Below are 13,510 nucleotides of genomic sequence, written 5' to 3'. Positions count from 1 at the left end.
GGCCGGGACGCTAGGGACCGGCGGGTTAAGGGCGCCTCTGCCGGGCGTTAAGGGCTGCGCGGGTGGGCGCCGGCCATGGAGCGGGCATGGAGATGGCCCCGCCGGGGCGGGGCCATCTCAGGGGAGAGCCTGTCCCTAGGGCTGGGTCGGCAGGCCCCCGACGGGGAGCTGGGCGTTGGTGGGCGGGGTTTTGGGGAGCAGGTCGGTGAGGGGCGCGGTATGGGCAAGGGGCAGGCCGTTGGGGGGCTGGGCCACTCCGTTGGTGGCGCCGCCGGGGTCGGCCAGGCCATTGGCGGGCAGGCCGGTGGCGGGCAGGGTGCCGACGGAGGGCAAGCCGATGCCGTTCGCGGCGCCGTTGTCGGCGGCCGGGGGAGCCGGGTCCAGGGGTGCGTCGGCCTGCGCCGCACCGGCCGCGCCGAGAGCCGCGAGGACCAGGACGCCGGAGACGAACGCTGCTTTGAGTGTGGTGTTCATGCGCCCAACCTCCGCCCACCCCCGCCTCCACGAAAGCGGGGAGCGCCCAGTGGGGTGAGCCGGCGCGGCAAGGTTCGCTCCCACCTCTTGACAGCATGTTGTCGTTTTGACAGCATACTTACGTACGCAGAGCACGGCACGCAGTCGCACACAGCGCACGACACGCAGCCAACGGAGGCCCTGATGTCCCGCAAGCCCGTACACCTCGCCGTCTACGACACCTTCGCCGACTGGGAGACCGGCCACACCACGGCGTGGCTCGCCCGCGTCGGCCACGAGATCCGCACGGTCGGCCCCTCGGCCGCCCCGGTCACCTCCATCGGCGGCCTGTGCGTCCAGCCCGCCCTGTCGCTCGCCGAACTGCGGCCCGAGGACAGCTCGTTGCTGATCCTGCCGGGCGCCGACCTCTGGGACACGAGCGACGACCTCGCGCCCTTCGCCCGCACGGCCCGCACCTTCCTCGACGCGGGGGTGCCGGTCGCCGCGATCTGCGGGGCCACGGCGGGGCTCGCCCGCGAGGGGCTGCTCGACGAGCGGGCGCACACCAGCGGCGCGGCGATGTATCTGGCGGCCTCCGGCTACAGGGGCGGCGAGCGGTATGTCGAGGCGGACGCGGTCACCGACGGCGACCTGATCACGGCGGGCCCGACCGAGCCGGTCGCGTTCGCGCGGGAGGTCTTCGGGCGGCTCGGTGACGTCTTCGAGGGCGAGAAGCTCGACGCCTGGTACCGCCTCTTCCACGACTCGGACCCGGCGGCGTACGAGACGCTGAACTCGTGAGCGGGGCGGGACGATGACCGACTCCGCACGCCGTGACCCGGCTTCCGCCGCCGCCCGCCACGACCAGGCCGGGTCCGCACACCGGGACCCGCAGGAGCTGCTCAGTCGGGCGGCGCTGACCGTCTTCCGGCTGAACGGGCAGTTCCTCGCCCGCTCCGAGGAGCTGGCAAGGCCCGCCGGGCTCACCGCCGCCTGGTGGCAGGTGCTCGGCGCCGTGCTGCGCGAGCCGCTGCCGGTGGCGGGGATCGCCCGCGCGATGGGGATCACCCGGCAGAGCGTGCAGCGCGTGGCGGACCTCCTCGTGCGCGAGGGCCTCGCCGAGTACGTGCCGAACCCCGCGCACCGCCGCGCCAAGCTGCTGCGCCCCACGGCCGGCGGCAGGGCGGCGGTGGCGAAGATCGAACCGGGCCACGCGGAGCTGGCCGGATGGCTCTCGACGATGCTCGGCGAGGCCGAACTCGCCGCGACCGTACGCTCGTTGGAACGCCTGTCCGAGGTCCTGGACGCGCTCTCCGCCCCGGATCCGGAAGCGGTGGCGGAACCCGTTACGGAACCGTAGAGGGCGGGGCGGGCCACGCTGTCCCAGCTCCGCACTATCCTCACCCTGTTGCACACCAATGGGGGAGGTCGGTGCCGCGATGGAAAAGCTCGGGCCCGGAGATCCACAGCGGATCGGCGCGTATCGGCTGCTGGCGCGGCTCGGTGCGGGCGGCATGGGGCAGGTGTACCTCGCGCGGTCCGGCAGGGGGCGTACGGTCGCGGTCAAACTGGTCCGCCAGGAGCTGGCCGAACAGGACGAGTTCAGGAACCGCTTCCGGCAGGAGGTGCAGGCCGCGCGGCGGGTCGGCGGCGCGTGGACGGCGCCCGTCCTGGACGCGGACACCGAGGCGGCGATCCCGTGGGTCGCCACGGGGTACGTGGCCGGGCCCTCGCTCCAGACCGTCGTCTCGCGCGACCACGGCCCGCTGCCCGAGCGTTCGGTGAACATCCTCGGGGCCGGGCTCGCCAACGCCCTCAAGGACATCCACGCGGCGGGCATCGTCCACCGCGACCTCAAGCCGTCGAACGTGCTGGTCACGATCGACGGCCCGCGCGTCATCGACTTCGGCATCGCCCGCGCCCTGGAGACGGTCACCGACGGCGGCCTCACCCGCACCGGCGCGCTCGTCGGCTCGCCCGGCTTCATGGCGCCCGAACAGGTGCGCGGGGACCGCATCACCCCGGCGTGCGACGTGTTCTGCCTCGGCTCCGTCCTGGCGTACGCGGCGTCCGGCGCGCTGCCCTTCGGTACGGCCAACAGCGGGGTGCACGCCCTGATGTTCCGCATCGCGCAGGAGGAGCCGGACCTGACGGGGCTCCCGGAGAACCTGGCCGAGCTGATCGCGCTGTGCCTGCGCAAGGACCCCGCGTCACGGCCCTCCCTCGACGACGTCCTGGAGCGGACGGGCGCGCAGGACACCCTCAGCGCCGGGGGCACCACGCTCGACCCCTGGCTGCCGGGGGCGCTCGTCGCCCAGTTGGGGCGGCACGCGGTGCAGTTGCTGGACGCGGAGGATCCGGATGAGCCGGGCGCGGGTACGGCGGACGCGGCGGGTGCCGTAGGAGTCGCCGGTGCCGCCGGTGCCGTGGGAGCTGCGGGTGCGGGTGCCGAGGGCGGGGCCGGTGCGAGAGCCAACGGCCCCTCGGACGCGAGCCCCTCGGACGCGAGCCCCGCAGGTGGGCCCTCGGAGAGTCCCGCGGCCGCCTCCCCCGAAGCGGCGGCCGCGAGCGCGGGCGCGCCTGCCCCCGGAGCGGCCGCTCCGGTCGCCCCCGGAGGCGGGGAGACTCCCCCTCCCCCCGGCTCACCCGGCGCCGCCCCGCTCGACCACCTCCCCACCATGGTGTCCCGCCAGGCCCCGCCGCCCACGCCGCCGCCGGGCGCCCCCTCGTACGGCTATCCCCAGCACCCGCAGCAGCACCCCCAGCCCGCCGCGTACGGCTACCCCCACCAGCCCCCGCCCGGCTACGGCCCCACTCCCCCCTACGGCCCCGGCATGTACACCCCCATGCCCACCCCGTCGCCCGAACCGCCGCCCCGCAGCGGCCGTGCGACGGCGGCGCTGATCGTCGTCGCGTTGATAGTGGCCATCGGAGCGGGCGGCACCGTCTACGCCGTCATGAACGGCGACGGCGACGAGACGAAGCGGGGCGACGACGCCAAGAGCCCCACGAGCAGCGCCCCGCGCACCCCCGGCACCAGCTCGCCGCCCGTGGACCCGACGAGCCCGGACCCGACGCCCACCGAGGACGAGGGCACGGTGCCGGACAAGTACCTGGGCACGTGGTCCGGCGGCCTCGACAACCAGCACGGCCACCACACACGCCGCCTCACCCTCCAGCAGGGCGAGACCGGCGAGACGGCCCTGTCGCTGATAGCCGAGGGCCCGACGGAGGACGGCGGCACGTACCGCTGCGTCTTCGAGGGCAAGCTGGAGTCCGCGTCCGACGAGCGGCTGCACATCGGCCCGACCGACGTCACGGTCGGCGAGCCCATGTCGGCCTGCACACCCGGCAAGGCGAGCGTCGTGACGATCCTCGGCAACGGCAAGCTGCGCCGCGCGAACACGGACGGCACGGGCGAGCTGACGTACACCAGGTCGGGCTGACCCCGCGCCGGACGGCCCCGCCGGCCCGCCCCCGCGCCGGATCCGCGTACGTCGGTCTGAACCGCCGGCGAACAGCATCCGACAGGACGGCGAAGGCGGCCCGCGCCCCCCACGGGCCGCCTACCGTCACCGCCCATGGACTGGTTGAGCACCGAGAACACCATCGCCGTGCTCACGGCCGCCCTCGGCCTGCTCGCCACCGTCGGGGCGCTCTGGTACGAACGCCGGGTGCCGCGCCGCAAACGCGTCGGCTACCGCGTCCAGATGGACACGGCCATAGGGGACAACGTCCGTACGGGCGGCGCCAACGCGCGCCTCGGCCTCTTCGACGAGACCCCCGAGATGTCCGACGCCACGCTCGTCCTGCTCCGCGTCGAGAACGACGGCTCGCAGTCCATCACCGACGCCGACTACACCGGCCGCGCCCTGCACGGACTCACCGCCGTCTTCACCGGCCGCACCATCCGCGGCCTCGCGGTGACCGCGCCGACCGGTGCCGACCCCCTCATGGAGCACTTCACTGCGGGCGCGGGCCTGCGGTACGAGGGGAGCACGCTGCACATCCCGCGCGTCCCGCTCAACCGGGGTCAGCACTACAAGCTCCTCGTGCTGCTCACCGGCGGGCCCGTCGGCGGCGAGGTCACCATGTCCGGCGGCATCCAGGCGGGTGAGGTGCGGCCCAACCGCTCGACGACCCCCGACGACAAACCGCCGCTCTTCTCCCGGCCCGCACAGCTGTTGACCGTCCTGCTCACGCTCTCCGTCACCGCGCTGGCCTCGATCATCGTGCTGCGGGACGCGAGCCCGCCGCCCATCGAGTGTGCGACGGGCGAGCTGACGGTGCTCGGCTCGACGGCGTTCGCGCCGGTCGCCGAGGAGTTGGCGGACAAGTACGAGAAGGACTGCCCGGGCTCCGACATCACGGTCGCCGCGCACGGCAGCGCGGCGGGCATACGCGAACTGGACGACGAGGGGAAGAAGTCGGGCGGGAGCGGTGCGGGCGAGGGCCGTACGGGCGCGGGCCGTACGGGCGCGGGCCGTACGGGCGGGCAGGGCTCCCCGCCCCTCCTCACCTTCTCCGACGGGCCCAAGTCCGACGGCTTCCCGCGTCTGGCGGAGACGCGGGTGGCGGTCTCCGTCTTCGCGCTGGTCCTCAACGACCGCGTACGGATACGCAATCTGACCCGGCCCGAGGTACGCCGCCTCTACCGTGGCGACGTACGCAACTGGAAGCAGCTCGGCGGCCCCGACCTGCCGGTCGTCCTGGTCAGCCGCGGCTCAAGCTCGGGCACACGCGACACGCTCCAACGCCGGGTCCTCGGCGGCGCGTTCGAGATCAAGGCCTCGTCGAACGACTGCCTGAGCAGGGATGACCCGTCCGTGCCCGTCACGCGCTGCGAGCTGGACTCCACCGACCAGGTCCTGGACGCCGTCGGCCGCATCCCCGGCGCCATCGGCTACAGCGAACTGCGTTCCGCCGCGGGCCTAGAGGGCCTGCACCGCCTCAACCTCGACGGCCACGAGCCGTCCGTCGAGGGGCTGGACAAGAGCGGCTACCCCTACCGCGAGATCGAGTACGCCTACACCTACGGCCGGCCCCCCGCCGACTCCCTGGCCTCCAGCTTCCTCGCCTACGCCCGCGGCACCGGCCTGGACGTCATCCGCACCCACGGCCACCTCCCGTGCGCGACGCCGGAGGGGCTGCGGATCTGCGGGGACGACGCTTAGGGCCTGTCCGGCGGGGCGGTCAGCAGCGGTAGCGGGGGAACCCGTCGGTTTCGAGCGTCCACCGGCCCACCTCGACGGTGTCGCCGAACTTGTAGCGGCGCGGGGTGTCCGCGTAGGAGGGCTCTCCGGCGGAGGTGTCCGGGCCGGAGTGGACCGTGATCGTGCCGTCCCGGGGGTCCACGATCACGTAGACGGGGATGCCCATGCGGGGGTAGTCGCGGAGTTTGGTGACGTGGTCGTTGCTCGGGTTGGAGGGCGACACCACCTCGAAGGCGACCGAGGCATCGGGGGCGAACACCGCGAAGTCGTCGTCGGCTTCGCGCTCGTAAGCCTCCTGCTCCATGACGAGCAGGTCAGCGGTCCGGCACATGCCGAGGCCGGGGTGGTCGACCCGGCATTCGGCGGACGTGAAGGCCGTCTCGTCCTGATTCTCGATCTGCCGCGCGATCATGACGACGATGCGCCCGTGCTTCTTCGAGGGAGACATCATGTGGACGGTGATCTCCTGGTTCGTGATGTCTGCCCGTGCCACGTGGTCACGGTTCTCCGCTACGGCCTCGAACTCCTCGGCCAATTCCCTGAGCTGCTGATACGTGACCGTCGGCCTGCTCGACTCCACCGGCTGCGCACTCATCGGCCTACTCCTCGCTCGGGCATGACGGAGATGCCCTCCCACGGTAACGCCGGTCGCTGTCATGTCCGGCAGTCTTCCGGAGACGCCGAAGGGGTGGGTCGCACTCCAGCGCGACCCACCCCTTCGAGTGAGCTGAACCCCGGAGACCCCGGGGCGGGCGGATCAGACGAACGAGTTGATCTCGATCGTCTCCGTGCGCCCCGGGCCCACGCCGATCGCGGAGATCGGGGCGCCGGACATCTCCTCCAGGGCCTTCACGTAGCCCTGCGCGTTCTTCGGCAGGTCGGAGAAGGTCTGGGCCTTGGTGATGTCCTCGGACCAGCCCGGCAGCATTTCGTAGATCGGCTTCGCGTGGTGGAAGTCGGTCTGGCTGTAGGGGAGTTCCTCGACGCGCTTGCCGTCGATCTCGTACGCCACGCAGACCGGGATCTGCTCCCAGCCGGTGAGGACGTCGAGCTTGGTGAGGAAGAAGTCCGTCAGGCCGTTCACGCGGGTGGCGTAGCGGGCGATCGGGGCGTCGAACCAGCCGCAGCGGCGGTCACGGCCGGTGGTCACGCCGCGCTCGCCGCCGATGCGGCGCAGGTCCTCGCCGTCCTGGTCGAACAGCTCGGTCGGGAACGGGCCCGCGCCGACACGGGTCGTGTACGCCTTGAGGATGCCGATGACCCGGCTGATCTTCGTCGGGCCCACGCCCGTACCCGTGCAGGCGCCGCCCGCGGTCGGGTTCGAGGAGGTGACGAAGGGGTACGTGCCGTGGTCCACGTCCAGGAGCGTGCCCTGGCCGCCCTCGAAGAGGACGACCTTGTCCTCGTCGAGCGCGTCGTTGAGGATCAGGGTGGTGTCGGCGACGTACTGCTTGATGTTCTCGCCGTGCTCCAGGAGCTGCTCCACGATCTGCTCCGCCTCGATCGCGCGGCGGTTGTAGAGCTTGGTGAGGAGCTGGTTCTTGATCTCCAGCGCCGCTTCGACCTTCTGCTGGAGGATCGACTCGTCGTAGAGGTCCTGGACGCGGATGCCGGTGCGGTTGATCTTGTCGGCGTACGTCGGGCCGATGCCGCGCCCGGTCGTGCCGATCTTCCGCTTCCCGAGGAAGCGTTCCGTCACCTTGTCGACGGTCACGTTGTACGGCGTGATGATGTGCGCGTTACCGCTGATCAGCAGCTTCGACGTGTCGACGCCGCGCTCGTTCAGACCGCTCAGCTCGGAGAGCAGGACCGACGGGTCGACGACGACTCCGTTGCCGATGACCGGGACACAGTCCGGGGAGAGAATCCCGGAAGGGAGGAGATGCAGCGCGTACTTCTGGTCGCCTACGACGACCGTGTGGCCGGCGTTGTTGCCGCCCTGGTAGCGCACTACATAGTCCACGGAGCCACCGAGCAGGTCGGTGGCCTTTCCCTTGCCTTCGTCACCCCACTGAGCACCGAGCAGCACAAGTGCGGGCACAGGCGTACACCCCTTCCGGGCGGGGCATGTCCAAGGTCAGGGGCCGTCGCCCCCGTATGGGTGTGGCGTGTACGGCCTGGGTGTGCCTTGGATGCTGCCCCGGAATAGACGAAGCCCCTGGCGCAATAGCGCAAGGGGCTCTTGCACAAAGATGCTACCCGAGGTCTCAAAGAACGGCTAAAAGAAAGGGCGCATGGTGTCGGCTCGCGACCAGCTCCTTGTCGTCATCGACCCGGTGGCCCGGCTCACGGACGGCGAGTCGGTACGGATCGCGAGGGATGTGCTCGGCGCGGGCGCGGCGGTGCGGGTGTGCCTGCCGGACGGCCCCGAGGACTTCACGAAAGCCCTGGCCAGGAGGGGTGCGCGGCGGCTCGTGGTGATCGGCGACGATCGGGCGCTGCTGCGGGCGGTGGGTGCGTTGCACCGGGAGCGGGGGCTCGGCGGGACCGCGCTCTCCGTCGTCCCCGTGGGGGCCGCGCAGTCGCTGGCGCGGGCGCTCGGGGTGCCCGCGGGGGCGGTGGCGGCGTCGCGGGCGGTGCTCGAGGGGGTCGAGCGGCGGCTGGATCTGCTGGTCGATGACAGTGATGGGGTGGTTCTGGGGGACTTGCGGATTCCTTCTGTGGGGTTCGGGGGGTCTGGGGGGATTGGGGCCTCTGGCGGGGTGGGAGGGGCCGCGGGTTCGTTGGGGGCGGGGGTTCTGGGTGTGGTGGGGCGGGGGCTGGGGACGGAGGGGCCTTCTGAGGCGGCTGAGACGGGGGCCTCTGGGGCGGGTGCCGGTCGTTCCGGCTCTGCTTCCGGCTCCGGGTCCGGGGAGGGGCACGCGTGGTTGCGGACGTGCCAGTCCTTCGTACGTACGCTCGCCGCGGCGCGGCCCTCGCGGGTGGCGGCGGCGCCCGGGCCGGGGCCTTCGCGGCTGCGGGTGGAGGCGGACGGGGTCACGCTGATCGACCTGGACCAGCCGGTGGAGGGCGTCCGCGTGAGCGCGGGGAACGACGGGCTCGCCCAGGTGGAGATCCGGCCGTCCTCGGTGGGCGCGGAGGCGAGGCCGCTGCGGGTGCGGGCGCGGACCGTGACGGTCTCGGGGGCGGACTTCCGCTATCGCGCGGACGCGGTGGTGGCGGGGCCGGTCCGCACGAGGACCTGGACGGTCCGTCAGGGGGCGTGGGGGTTGACGCTGCCTAGGTGACGCGGTCAGCGGGGGCGGATGACCAAGGCGCCGCTGCGCGGCGATTCCTTCCCCACCCACCCACCCGTTTGCCCCGCGCTGTTGAGGCGCGGGGCGGAGGCAGCCGGCGCGGGGTCAGTCTGGGGGGAACAGGGTTTTTCTGTGGGCTCGCCAGCGGGACATCATGCCCGCCAGCTCCACCTGGATGAACTCGAAGAACGCCAGCGTTTCCGCCAGCCGCCGCCCCGCCGGCGTCTCCGCGCCGAGGCTCGCCACGCCCTCCCGCAGCGCGTGCTCCCAGCGGTCGAGGACCGCGTCACGGTTGCCCAGCGCCTCGTACCACTGGTTGTTGTGCACCCGGAACAGATCGCGCCGCGTCCCGGGCTCCCGCTCGCGGGAGACCATGTGCTGCTGGGTCAGATAGCGCACGGCACCCGATACCGCCGCGGGGCTGACCCGCAGCCGCTCCCCCAGCTCCGCCGAGGTCAGCGCCCCCGAGTCGGAGGCGAGCAGCGCGGCGAAGATCCGGGAGGGCATCCTCGGCAGGCCCGCCTCGACGAGCTGCGCGGCGAACTGCTCCACGAAACGGGAGACGACCTCCGCGTCCCGGGCACCAGAGGCCTCCGCCTCCGCGCCCCGCGCCCCCACATCCCCATCCACACCCACGCCCTCGCCCTCGCCTTCACTCCTCATGCGTCGATCATCTCCCCTGTTCATCCGTGCCCGTCCCCGCCGCCGAGTTTATACACTTCGTTAACTTCACAAGTTTGTGAAACTCGCGTACTTTCAGAATCATGACCAAGGCAATCACCGTCTCGGGACTCCACAAGTCGTTCGGCAGGACGCACGCCCTGGCCGGGCTCGATCTGGATGTCGAGGCCGGCGAGGTGCACGGGTTCCTCGGGCCGAACGGTTCCGGGAAGTCCACCACCATCCGCGTCCTCCTCGGCCTGCTCCGCGCCGACTCCGGCGCCGCGCAACTGCTCGGCAGGGACCCCTGGCACGACGCCGTCGCCCTGCACCGCCGCGTCGCCTACGTCCCCGGCGACGTCACCCTGTGGCGCAACCTCTCCGGCGGCGAGGTCATCGACCTGTACGGGAAGCTGCGGGGCGGCCTCGACCGGGCCCGGCGCGACGACCTCGTCGAGCGGTTCGAGCTGGACCCGACCAAGAAGGGGCGTACGTACTCCAAGGGCAACCGCCAGAAGGTCGCCCTCGTCGCCGCCTTCGCCTCCGACGTCGACCTGCTGATCCTCGACGAGCCCACCTCCGGGCTCGACCCGCTCATGGAGGAGGTCTTCCAGCGCTGCGTCACCGAGGAGCGCGAGCGCGGGCGGACCGTCCTGCTCTCCTCGCACCTCCTCAGCGAGGTCGAGACACTCTGCGACCGCGTCAGCATCATCAGGAAGGGAGTGACCGTCGAGAGCGGTTCCCTCGCCGAGCTGCGCCATCTGACGCGGACCAGCGTCACCGCCGAACTCGCGGGCCCGCCCAACGGGTTGGCCCACCTCCCCGGCGTACACGATCTCGCCGTGGAGGACCGCCGGGTCAGGCTCCAGGTCGACACCGACAAGCTCGACGGCGTCCTCAGGTCGCTCACCGAGGCGGGCATCCGGTCCCTGACCAGCACCCCGCCCACCCTGGAGGAACTGTTCCTGCGGCACTACCAGGACGCGGCGGAGAACGGCGACGAAACGGTGGTGGCCCGATGACCGCCCACGCCTCCCTCGCCACCACCGCCTTCGGAACGAGCGAGAGCGCGACCGCCCGCCAACTCGCCGGTACCGCAGCCCTGTTGCGGCTCGCCCTGCGCCGCGACCGGGTCATGATGCCCGTCTGGATCCTCCTCGTCGCCGGGCTTGTGCTCACCATGCCCGGCTCCCTGGAGAGCGTGTACGGGACGGCCGCCGAGCGCGCCGACGCCATGGAGTCGATGAACTCCAACTCCTCGATGCGGGCCATGTACGGCCCCGTCTTCGGCGACTCGATCGGCGCCCTGTCCGCCTGGCGCATCGGCGGCTACGCGGGCGTCCTCGCCGCCGTCATGAGCCTCGTCATCGTCGTACGCCACACCCGCGAGGAAGAGGAGTCGGGGCGTCAGGAAATGCTCTCGGCGTCGATGGTGGGGCGGCGGGCGCCGCTCACCGCCGCGCTGCTCGCCGCGTTCGTGGCCAACGCCGGGGCCGGGCTGCTGATCACCGCGGGCATGGCGGGGCAGGGCGCGTCCGGCGCGCTCGCGCTCGGCCTCGGGATCGCCGGTACCGGCATGCTCTTCGCCACCACGGCGGCGATCGCCGCGCAGCTCACGGAGAGCGCGCGGCTCGCCAAGGGGCTGACGGCGGCGGTCCTCGGAGCGGCGTTCGTGCTGCGGGCCGCGGGGGACGCGGGGAGCGCGGAAGGCTCCTCCGCGGCGACCTGGCTCTCCCCGCTCGGCTGGCAGGAGAACCTGCGGGCCTTCGCGGGCGAGCGGTGGTGGGTGCTCGCGCTCGTCGCCGCCGCGCTCGTGGCGCAGGGCGTGGTCGCGTACGGACTGGCGGGGCGGCGCGATGTCGGCATGAGCTTCCTGCCGACGCGGCCCGGGCCCGCGCGGGGCCGTATCGGCACGGCGGGCGCGCTGGCCTGGCGGCTCCAGCGGGGCGCGGTGTTCGGCTGGACGGCCGGGTTCCTGCTCGCCGGGATGGTGTTCGGGCAGATGGCCTCCGGCGCCGCCGACATCGTCGGCGACAACGAGAGCACCCGCGACATCATCGAGCGGATGGGCGGCGGCTCCGGCCTGACGAACGCCTTCCTCGCCACGATGACCGGACTGTTCGGCATGGTCGCCGGGTTGTACGTGGCCTCCTCCGTGCTGCGGCTGCACGGCGAGGAGACCTCGCAGCGCGCCGAGCCCGTCCTCGCGGGCGCGGTGGGGCGGCTGCGGTGGGCGGCCGGGCACCTGGTGATCGCCTTCGGGGGAACGGTGCTGCTGATGGCGGTCTGCGGGGCCGGCATGGCCATCGGGCACGGCGGGGAGGCGGGGGCGCTGCTGGGCGCGTGCCTGGCGCGGCTCCCCGCGATCTGGGTGCTCGGCGGGCTCGCGGTGCTGCTCGTCGGGGCGTATCCGAGGGGGGCGGTCGCGGTCTGGGCCGTGGTCGGGGTCTGCCTGGCGATCGGCTGGATCGGCCCGGCGCTCGACCTCCCCCAAGCGGTCATGAACCTCTCCCCCTTCAGCCACCTGCCGAAGCTGCCGGGCGCCGAGGTGTCCTGGCCGCCGCTGATCACGCTCACGCTGGTGGCGGTGGTCCTGGTGGCCGGGGGCCTCGCGGGGCTGCGGCGCAGGGATGTGATCGGCTGAGGGGCGGGGCGTCGGCGAGCGACCCGCGTCTCACACCTCGACGCGCAGTTCCGCAAGGCCCCGGATCACGAAGTTCGGCTTGCGCCGGGGCTCGGCCGCGAGCCGCATCCCCGGCGCCCGGCGCAGCAACGCCCCCATGGACGCGGCGAGTTCGATACGGGCCAGGGGCGCGCCGATGCAGTAGTGGATGCCCGCGCTGAAGGAGATGTGGGGGTTGTCGCGGCGGGCGATGTCCAGTTCGGCGGGGCGCGTGAAGACCGCCGGGTCGTGGTTGGCGGAGCCGAAGAGGAGCGCCAGCTCGGCGCCGCGCGGGATCGTCACTCCGTCGATCTCGATGTCGTCGAGGACCCAGCGTTCGAAGAGCTGGAGCGGGGTGTCGTAGCGCATCAGCTCCTCGACGGCCGTGGGGATCAGCCGGGCCGGGTCCGCGCGCAGGGCGGCGAGTTGGGCGGGGTTGCGGAACAGTGCGTACCAGCCGTTGACCGTGGCGTTGACGGTCGCCTCGTGCCCCGCGTTCAGGAGCAGTACGCAGGTCGAGATCATCTCCTGCTCGCTGAGCGACTGTCCGTCCTCGTACGCGGCGATCAGGCCCGAGATCAGGTCGTCGCCCGGCTTCTCGCGGCGGTGCGCGATCAAGTCCTTGAGATACGAGGTGAATTCGACGGACGCGCGCACCGCGCGGGCCGCCGTCTCCTCGGTCGGGTTCAGCTCGTACATTCCGCAGATCGCCGCCGACCAGGGGCGCAGCAGCGGGCGGTCGCTCTCCGGGATGCCGAGCATCTGGGCGATGACCGCGACGGGCAGGGGCTCGGCGACCCTCGCGGCGAGGTCGCCGCCGCCGTCCGCCACGAGGTCGCGTACGAGGGCGTCCGCCAGCTCGCTCACGTACGTCCGCAGTCCCTCGACCGTGCGCGGGGTGAAGGCCTTGGCGACCAGGCGGCGGATGCGGGTGTGTGTGGGGGGTTCCAGGTCGAGCATGCCTTTGTCGTTGAGGGTGTGGAACGGCTCCTGCTCGGGGGGCGGGGGTGTGCGGCCGAACTCCTCGTGGGTGAAGCGGTGCCGGTAGGCGCGGCCCACCCGGCGGTCTCTCAGCAGGGCGGAGACGTCCGCGTGGTGCGGGATCAGCCACTGGTCCGTCGGGGGGTTGTAGTGGGCTCGGCCGGTGGCTCGGAGGTGGGCGTAGGCGGGGTAGGGGTTCGCCACGAAGTCCGCTGCCGCGGGGGTGAAGGGGTGGGGTGCTTTGTTCATGGCGGGACGCTATGGGGCGCTGCGGGGTTTGCGGAATAGTCTGCGGGTTTGTGGGG

General features: G+C 72.5%; 12 protein-coding genes. 7 read left to right on the top strand and 5 right to left on the bottom strand.

Annotated elements, in window-relative coordinates; translation table 11 throughout:
* Positions 1–135: 135 nt before the first annotated feature.
* Entirely contained in the window at positions 136–474 is a 339-nt protein-coding gene (locus DMA15_RS19590) for a hypothetical protein (RefSeq protein WP_125514095.1), read from the bottom strand.
* 183 nt (positions 475–657) lie between these two features.
* Between DMA15_RS19590 and DMA15_RS19585 the strand changes: the two genes are divergently transcribed.
* The 4 genes from DMA15_RS19585 (at position 658) to DMA15_RS19570 (ending at position 5,627) form a co-directional block, all read left to right on the top strand.
* Positions 658–1,254, top strand: a complete 597-nt coding sequence (locus tag DMA15_RS19585) for a DJ-1/PfpI family protein (protein ID WP_206302774.1) — start codon at positions 658–660, stop codon at positions 1,252–1,254.
* A 13-nt stretch (positions 1,255–1,267) separates the two neighbouring features.
* Positions 1,268–1,813, top strand: a complete 546-nt coding sequence (locus DMA15_RS19580) for a helix-turn-helix domain-containing protein (RefSeq protein ID WP_125514094.1) — start codon at positions 1,268–1,270, stop codon at positions 1,811–1,813.
* Between the two features lie 79 nt (positions 1,814–1,892).
* A complete protein-coding gene (locus tag DMA15_RS19575; RefSeq protein ID WP_125514093.1) occupies positions 1,893–3,899 on the top strand; it encodes a serine/threonine-protein kinase in 2,007 nt (668 codons plus the stop codon).
* Positions 3,900–4,034: 135 nt separating this feature from the next.
* Entirely contained in the window at positions 4,035–5,627 is a 1,593-nt protein-coding gene (locus DMA15_RS19570) for a substrate-binding domain-containing protein (RefSeq protein WP_125514092.1), read from the top strand.
* 19 nt (positions 5,628–5,646) lie between these two features.
* Here DMA15_RS19570 and DMA15_RS19565 read toward each other — a convergent pair whose 3' ends face one another.
* Positions 5,647–6,261, bottom strand: a complete 615-nt coding sequence (locus DMA15_RS19565) for a Uma2 family endonuclease (protein WP_164551789.1) — start codon at positions 6,259–6,261, stop codon at positions 5,647–5,649.
* A 162-nt stretch (positions 6,262–6,423) separates the two neighbouring features.
* Positions 6,424–7,707, bottom strand: a complete 1,284-nt coding sequence (locus tag DMA15_RS19560; RefSeq protein ID WP_125514090.1) for an adenylosuccinate synthase — start codon at positions 7,705–7,707, stop codon at positions 6,424–6,426.
* 193 nt (positions 7,708–7,900) lie between these two features.
* Between DMA15_RS19560 and DMA15_RS19555 the strand changes: the two genes are divergently transcribed.
* Complete coding sequence (locus DMA15_RS19555; RefSeq protein WP_125514089.1) at positions 7,901–8,893, top strand: diacylglycerol kinase family protein; 993 nt, start codon at positions 7,901–7,903, stop codon at positions 8,891–8,893.
* A gap of 114 nt (positions 8,894–9,007) precedes the next feature.
* Here DMA15_RS19555 and DMA15_RS19550 read toward each other — a convergent pair whose 3' ends face one another.
* Positions 9,008–9,565, bottom strand: a complete 558-nt coding sequence (locus DMA15_RS19550; RefSeq protein WP_206302773.1) for a helix-turn-helix domain-containing protein — start codon at positions 9,563–9,565, stop codon at positions 9,008–9,010.
* Positions 9,566–9,666: 101 nt separating this feature from the next.
* Between DMA15_RS19550 and DMA15_RS19545 the strand changes: the two genes are divergently transcribed.
* Positions 9,667–10,584 carry an ABC transporter ATP-binding protein gene (locus tag DMA15_RS19545; protein WP_125514087.1) on the top strand — a complete coding sequence of 306 codons (918 nt, stop codon included), beginning with the start codon at positions 9,667–9,669 and terminating at the stop codon, positions 10,582–10,584.
* Positions 10,581–12,206, top strand: coding sequence for an ABC transporter permease (locus tag DMA15_RS19540; RefSeq protein ID WP_125514086.1), 1,626 nt, complete (start codon positions 10,581–10,583; stop codon positions 12,204–12,206). Before DMA15_RS19545 ends, DMA15_RS19540 begins: the two co-directional genes overlap by 4 nt.
* A gap of 30 nt (positions 12,207–12,236) precedes the next feature.
* Here DMA15_RS19540 and DMA15_RS19535 read toward each other — a convergent pair whose 3' ends face one another.
* Positions 12,237–13,454, bottom strand: coding sequence for a cytochrome P450 (locus DMA15_RS19535; RefSeq protein WP_125514085.1), 1,218 nt, complete (start codon positions 13,452–13,454; stop codon positions 12,237–12,239).
* Between the last annotated feature and the right edge of the window lie 56 nt (positions 13,455–13,510).

The sequence above is a fragment of the Streptomyces sp. WAC 01529 genome (genome assembly GCF_003945545.1).
Classification (GTDB): Bacteria; Actinomycetota; Actinomycetes; order Streptomycetales; family Streptomycetaceae; genus Streptomyces; species Streptomyces anatolicus.
The sequence above is the reverse complement of the archived record's forward strand: the minus strand, read 5'-3'. Positions and strand labels throughout refer to the sequence as shown.

Bases quoted from the DNA above. Each gene is read 5' to 3' on its own strand.
- DMA15_RS19590 (WP_125514095.1), bottom strand. From the start codon at position 474: ATGAACACCACACTCAAAGCAGCGTTCGTCTCCGGCGTCCTGGTCCTC.
- DMA15_RS19585 (WP_206302774.1), top strand. From the start codon at position 658: ATGTCCCGCAAGCCCGTACACCTCGCCGTCTACGACACCTTCGCCGAC.
- DMA15_RS19580 (WP_125514094.1), top strand. From the start codon at position 1,268: ATGACCGACTCCGCACGCCGTGACCCGGCTTCCGCCGCCGCCCGCCAC.
- DMA15_RS19575 (WP_125514093.1), top strand. From the start codon at position 1,893: ATGGAAAAGCTCGGGCCCGGAGATCCACAGCGGATCGGCGCGTATCGG.
- DMA15_RS19570 (WP_125514092.1), top strand. From the start codon at position 4,035: ATGGACTGGTTGAGCACCGAGAACACCATCGCCGTGCTCACGGCCGCC.
- DMA15_RS19565 (WP_164551789.1), bottom strand. From the start codon at position 6,261: ATGAGTGCGCAGCCGGTGGAGTCGAGCAGGCCGACGGTCACGTATCAG.
- DMA15_RS19555 (WP_125514089.1), top strand. From the start codon at position 7,901: ATGGTGTCGGCTCGCGACCAGCTCCTTGTCGTCATCGACCCGGTGGCC.
- DMA15_RS19550 (WP_206302773.1), bottom strand. From the start codon at position 9,565: ATGAGGAGTGAAGGCGAGGGCGAGGGCGTGGGTGTGGATGGGGATGTG.
- DMA15_RS19545 (WP_125514087.1), top strand. From the start codon at position 9,667: ATGACCAAGGCAATCACCGTCTCGGGACTCCACAAGTCGTTCGGCAGG.
- DMA15_RS19540 (WP_125514086.1), top strand. From the start codon at position 10,581: ATGACCGCCCACGCCTCCCTCGCCACCACCGCCTTCGGAACGAGCGAG.
- DMA15_RS19535 (WP_125514085.1), bottom strand. From the start codon at position 13,454: ATGAACAAAGCACCCCACCCCTTCACCCCCGCGGCAGCGGACTTCGTG.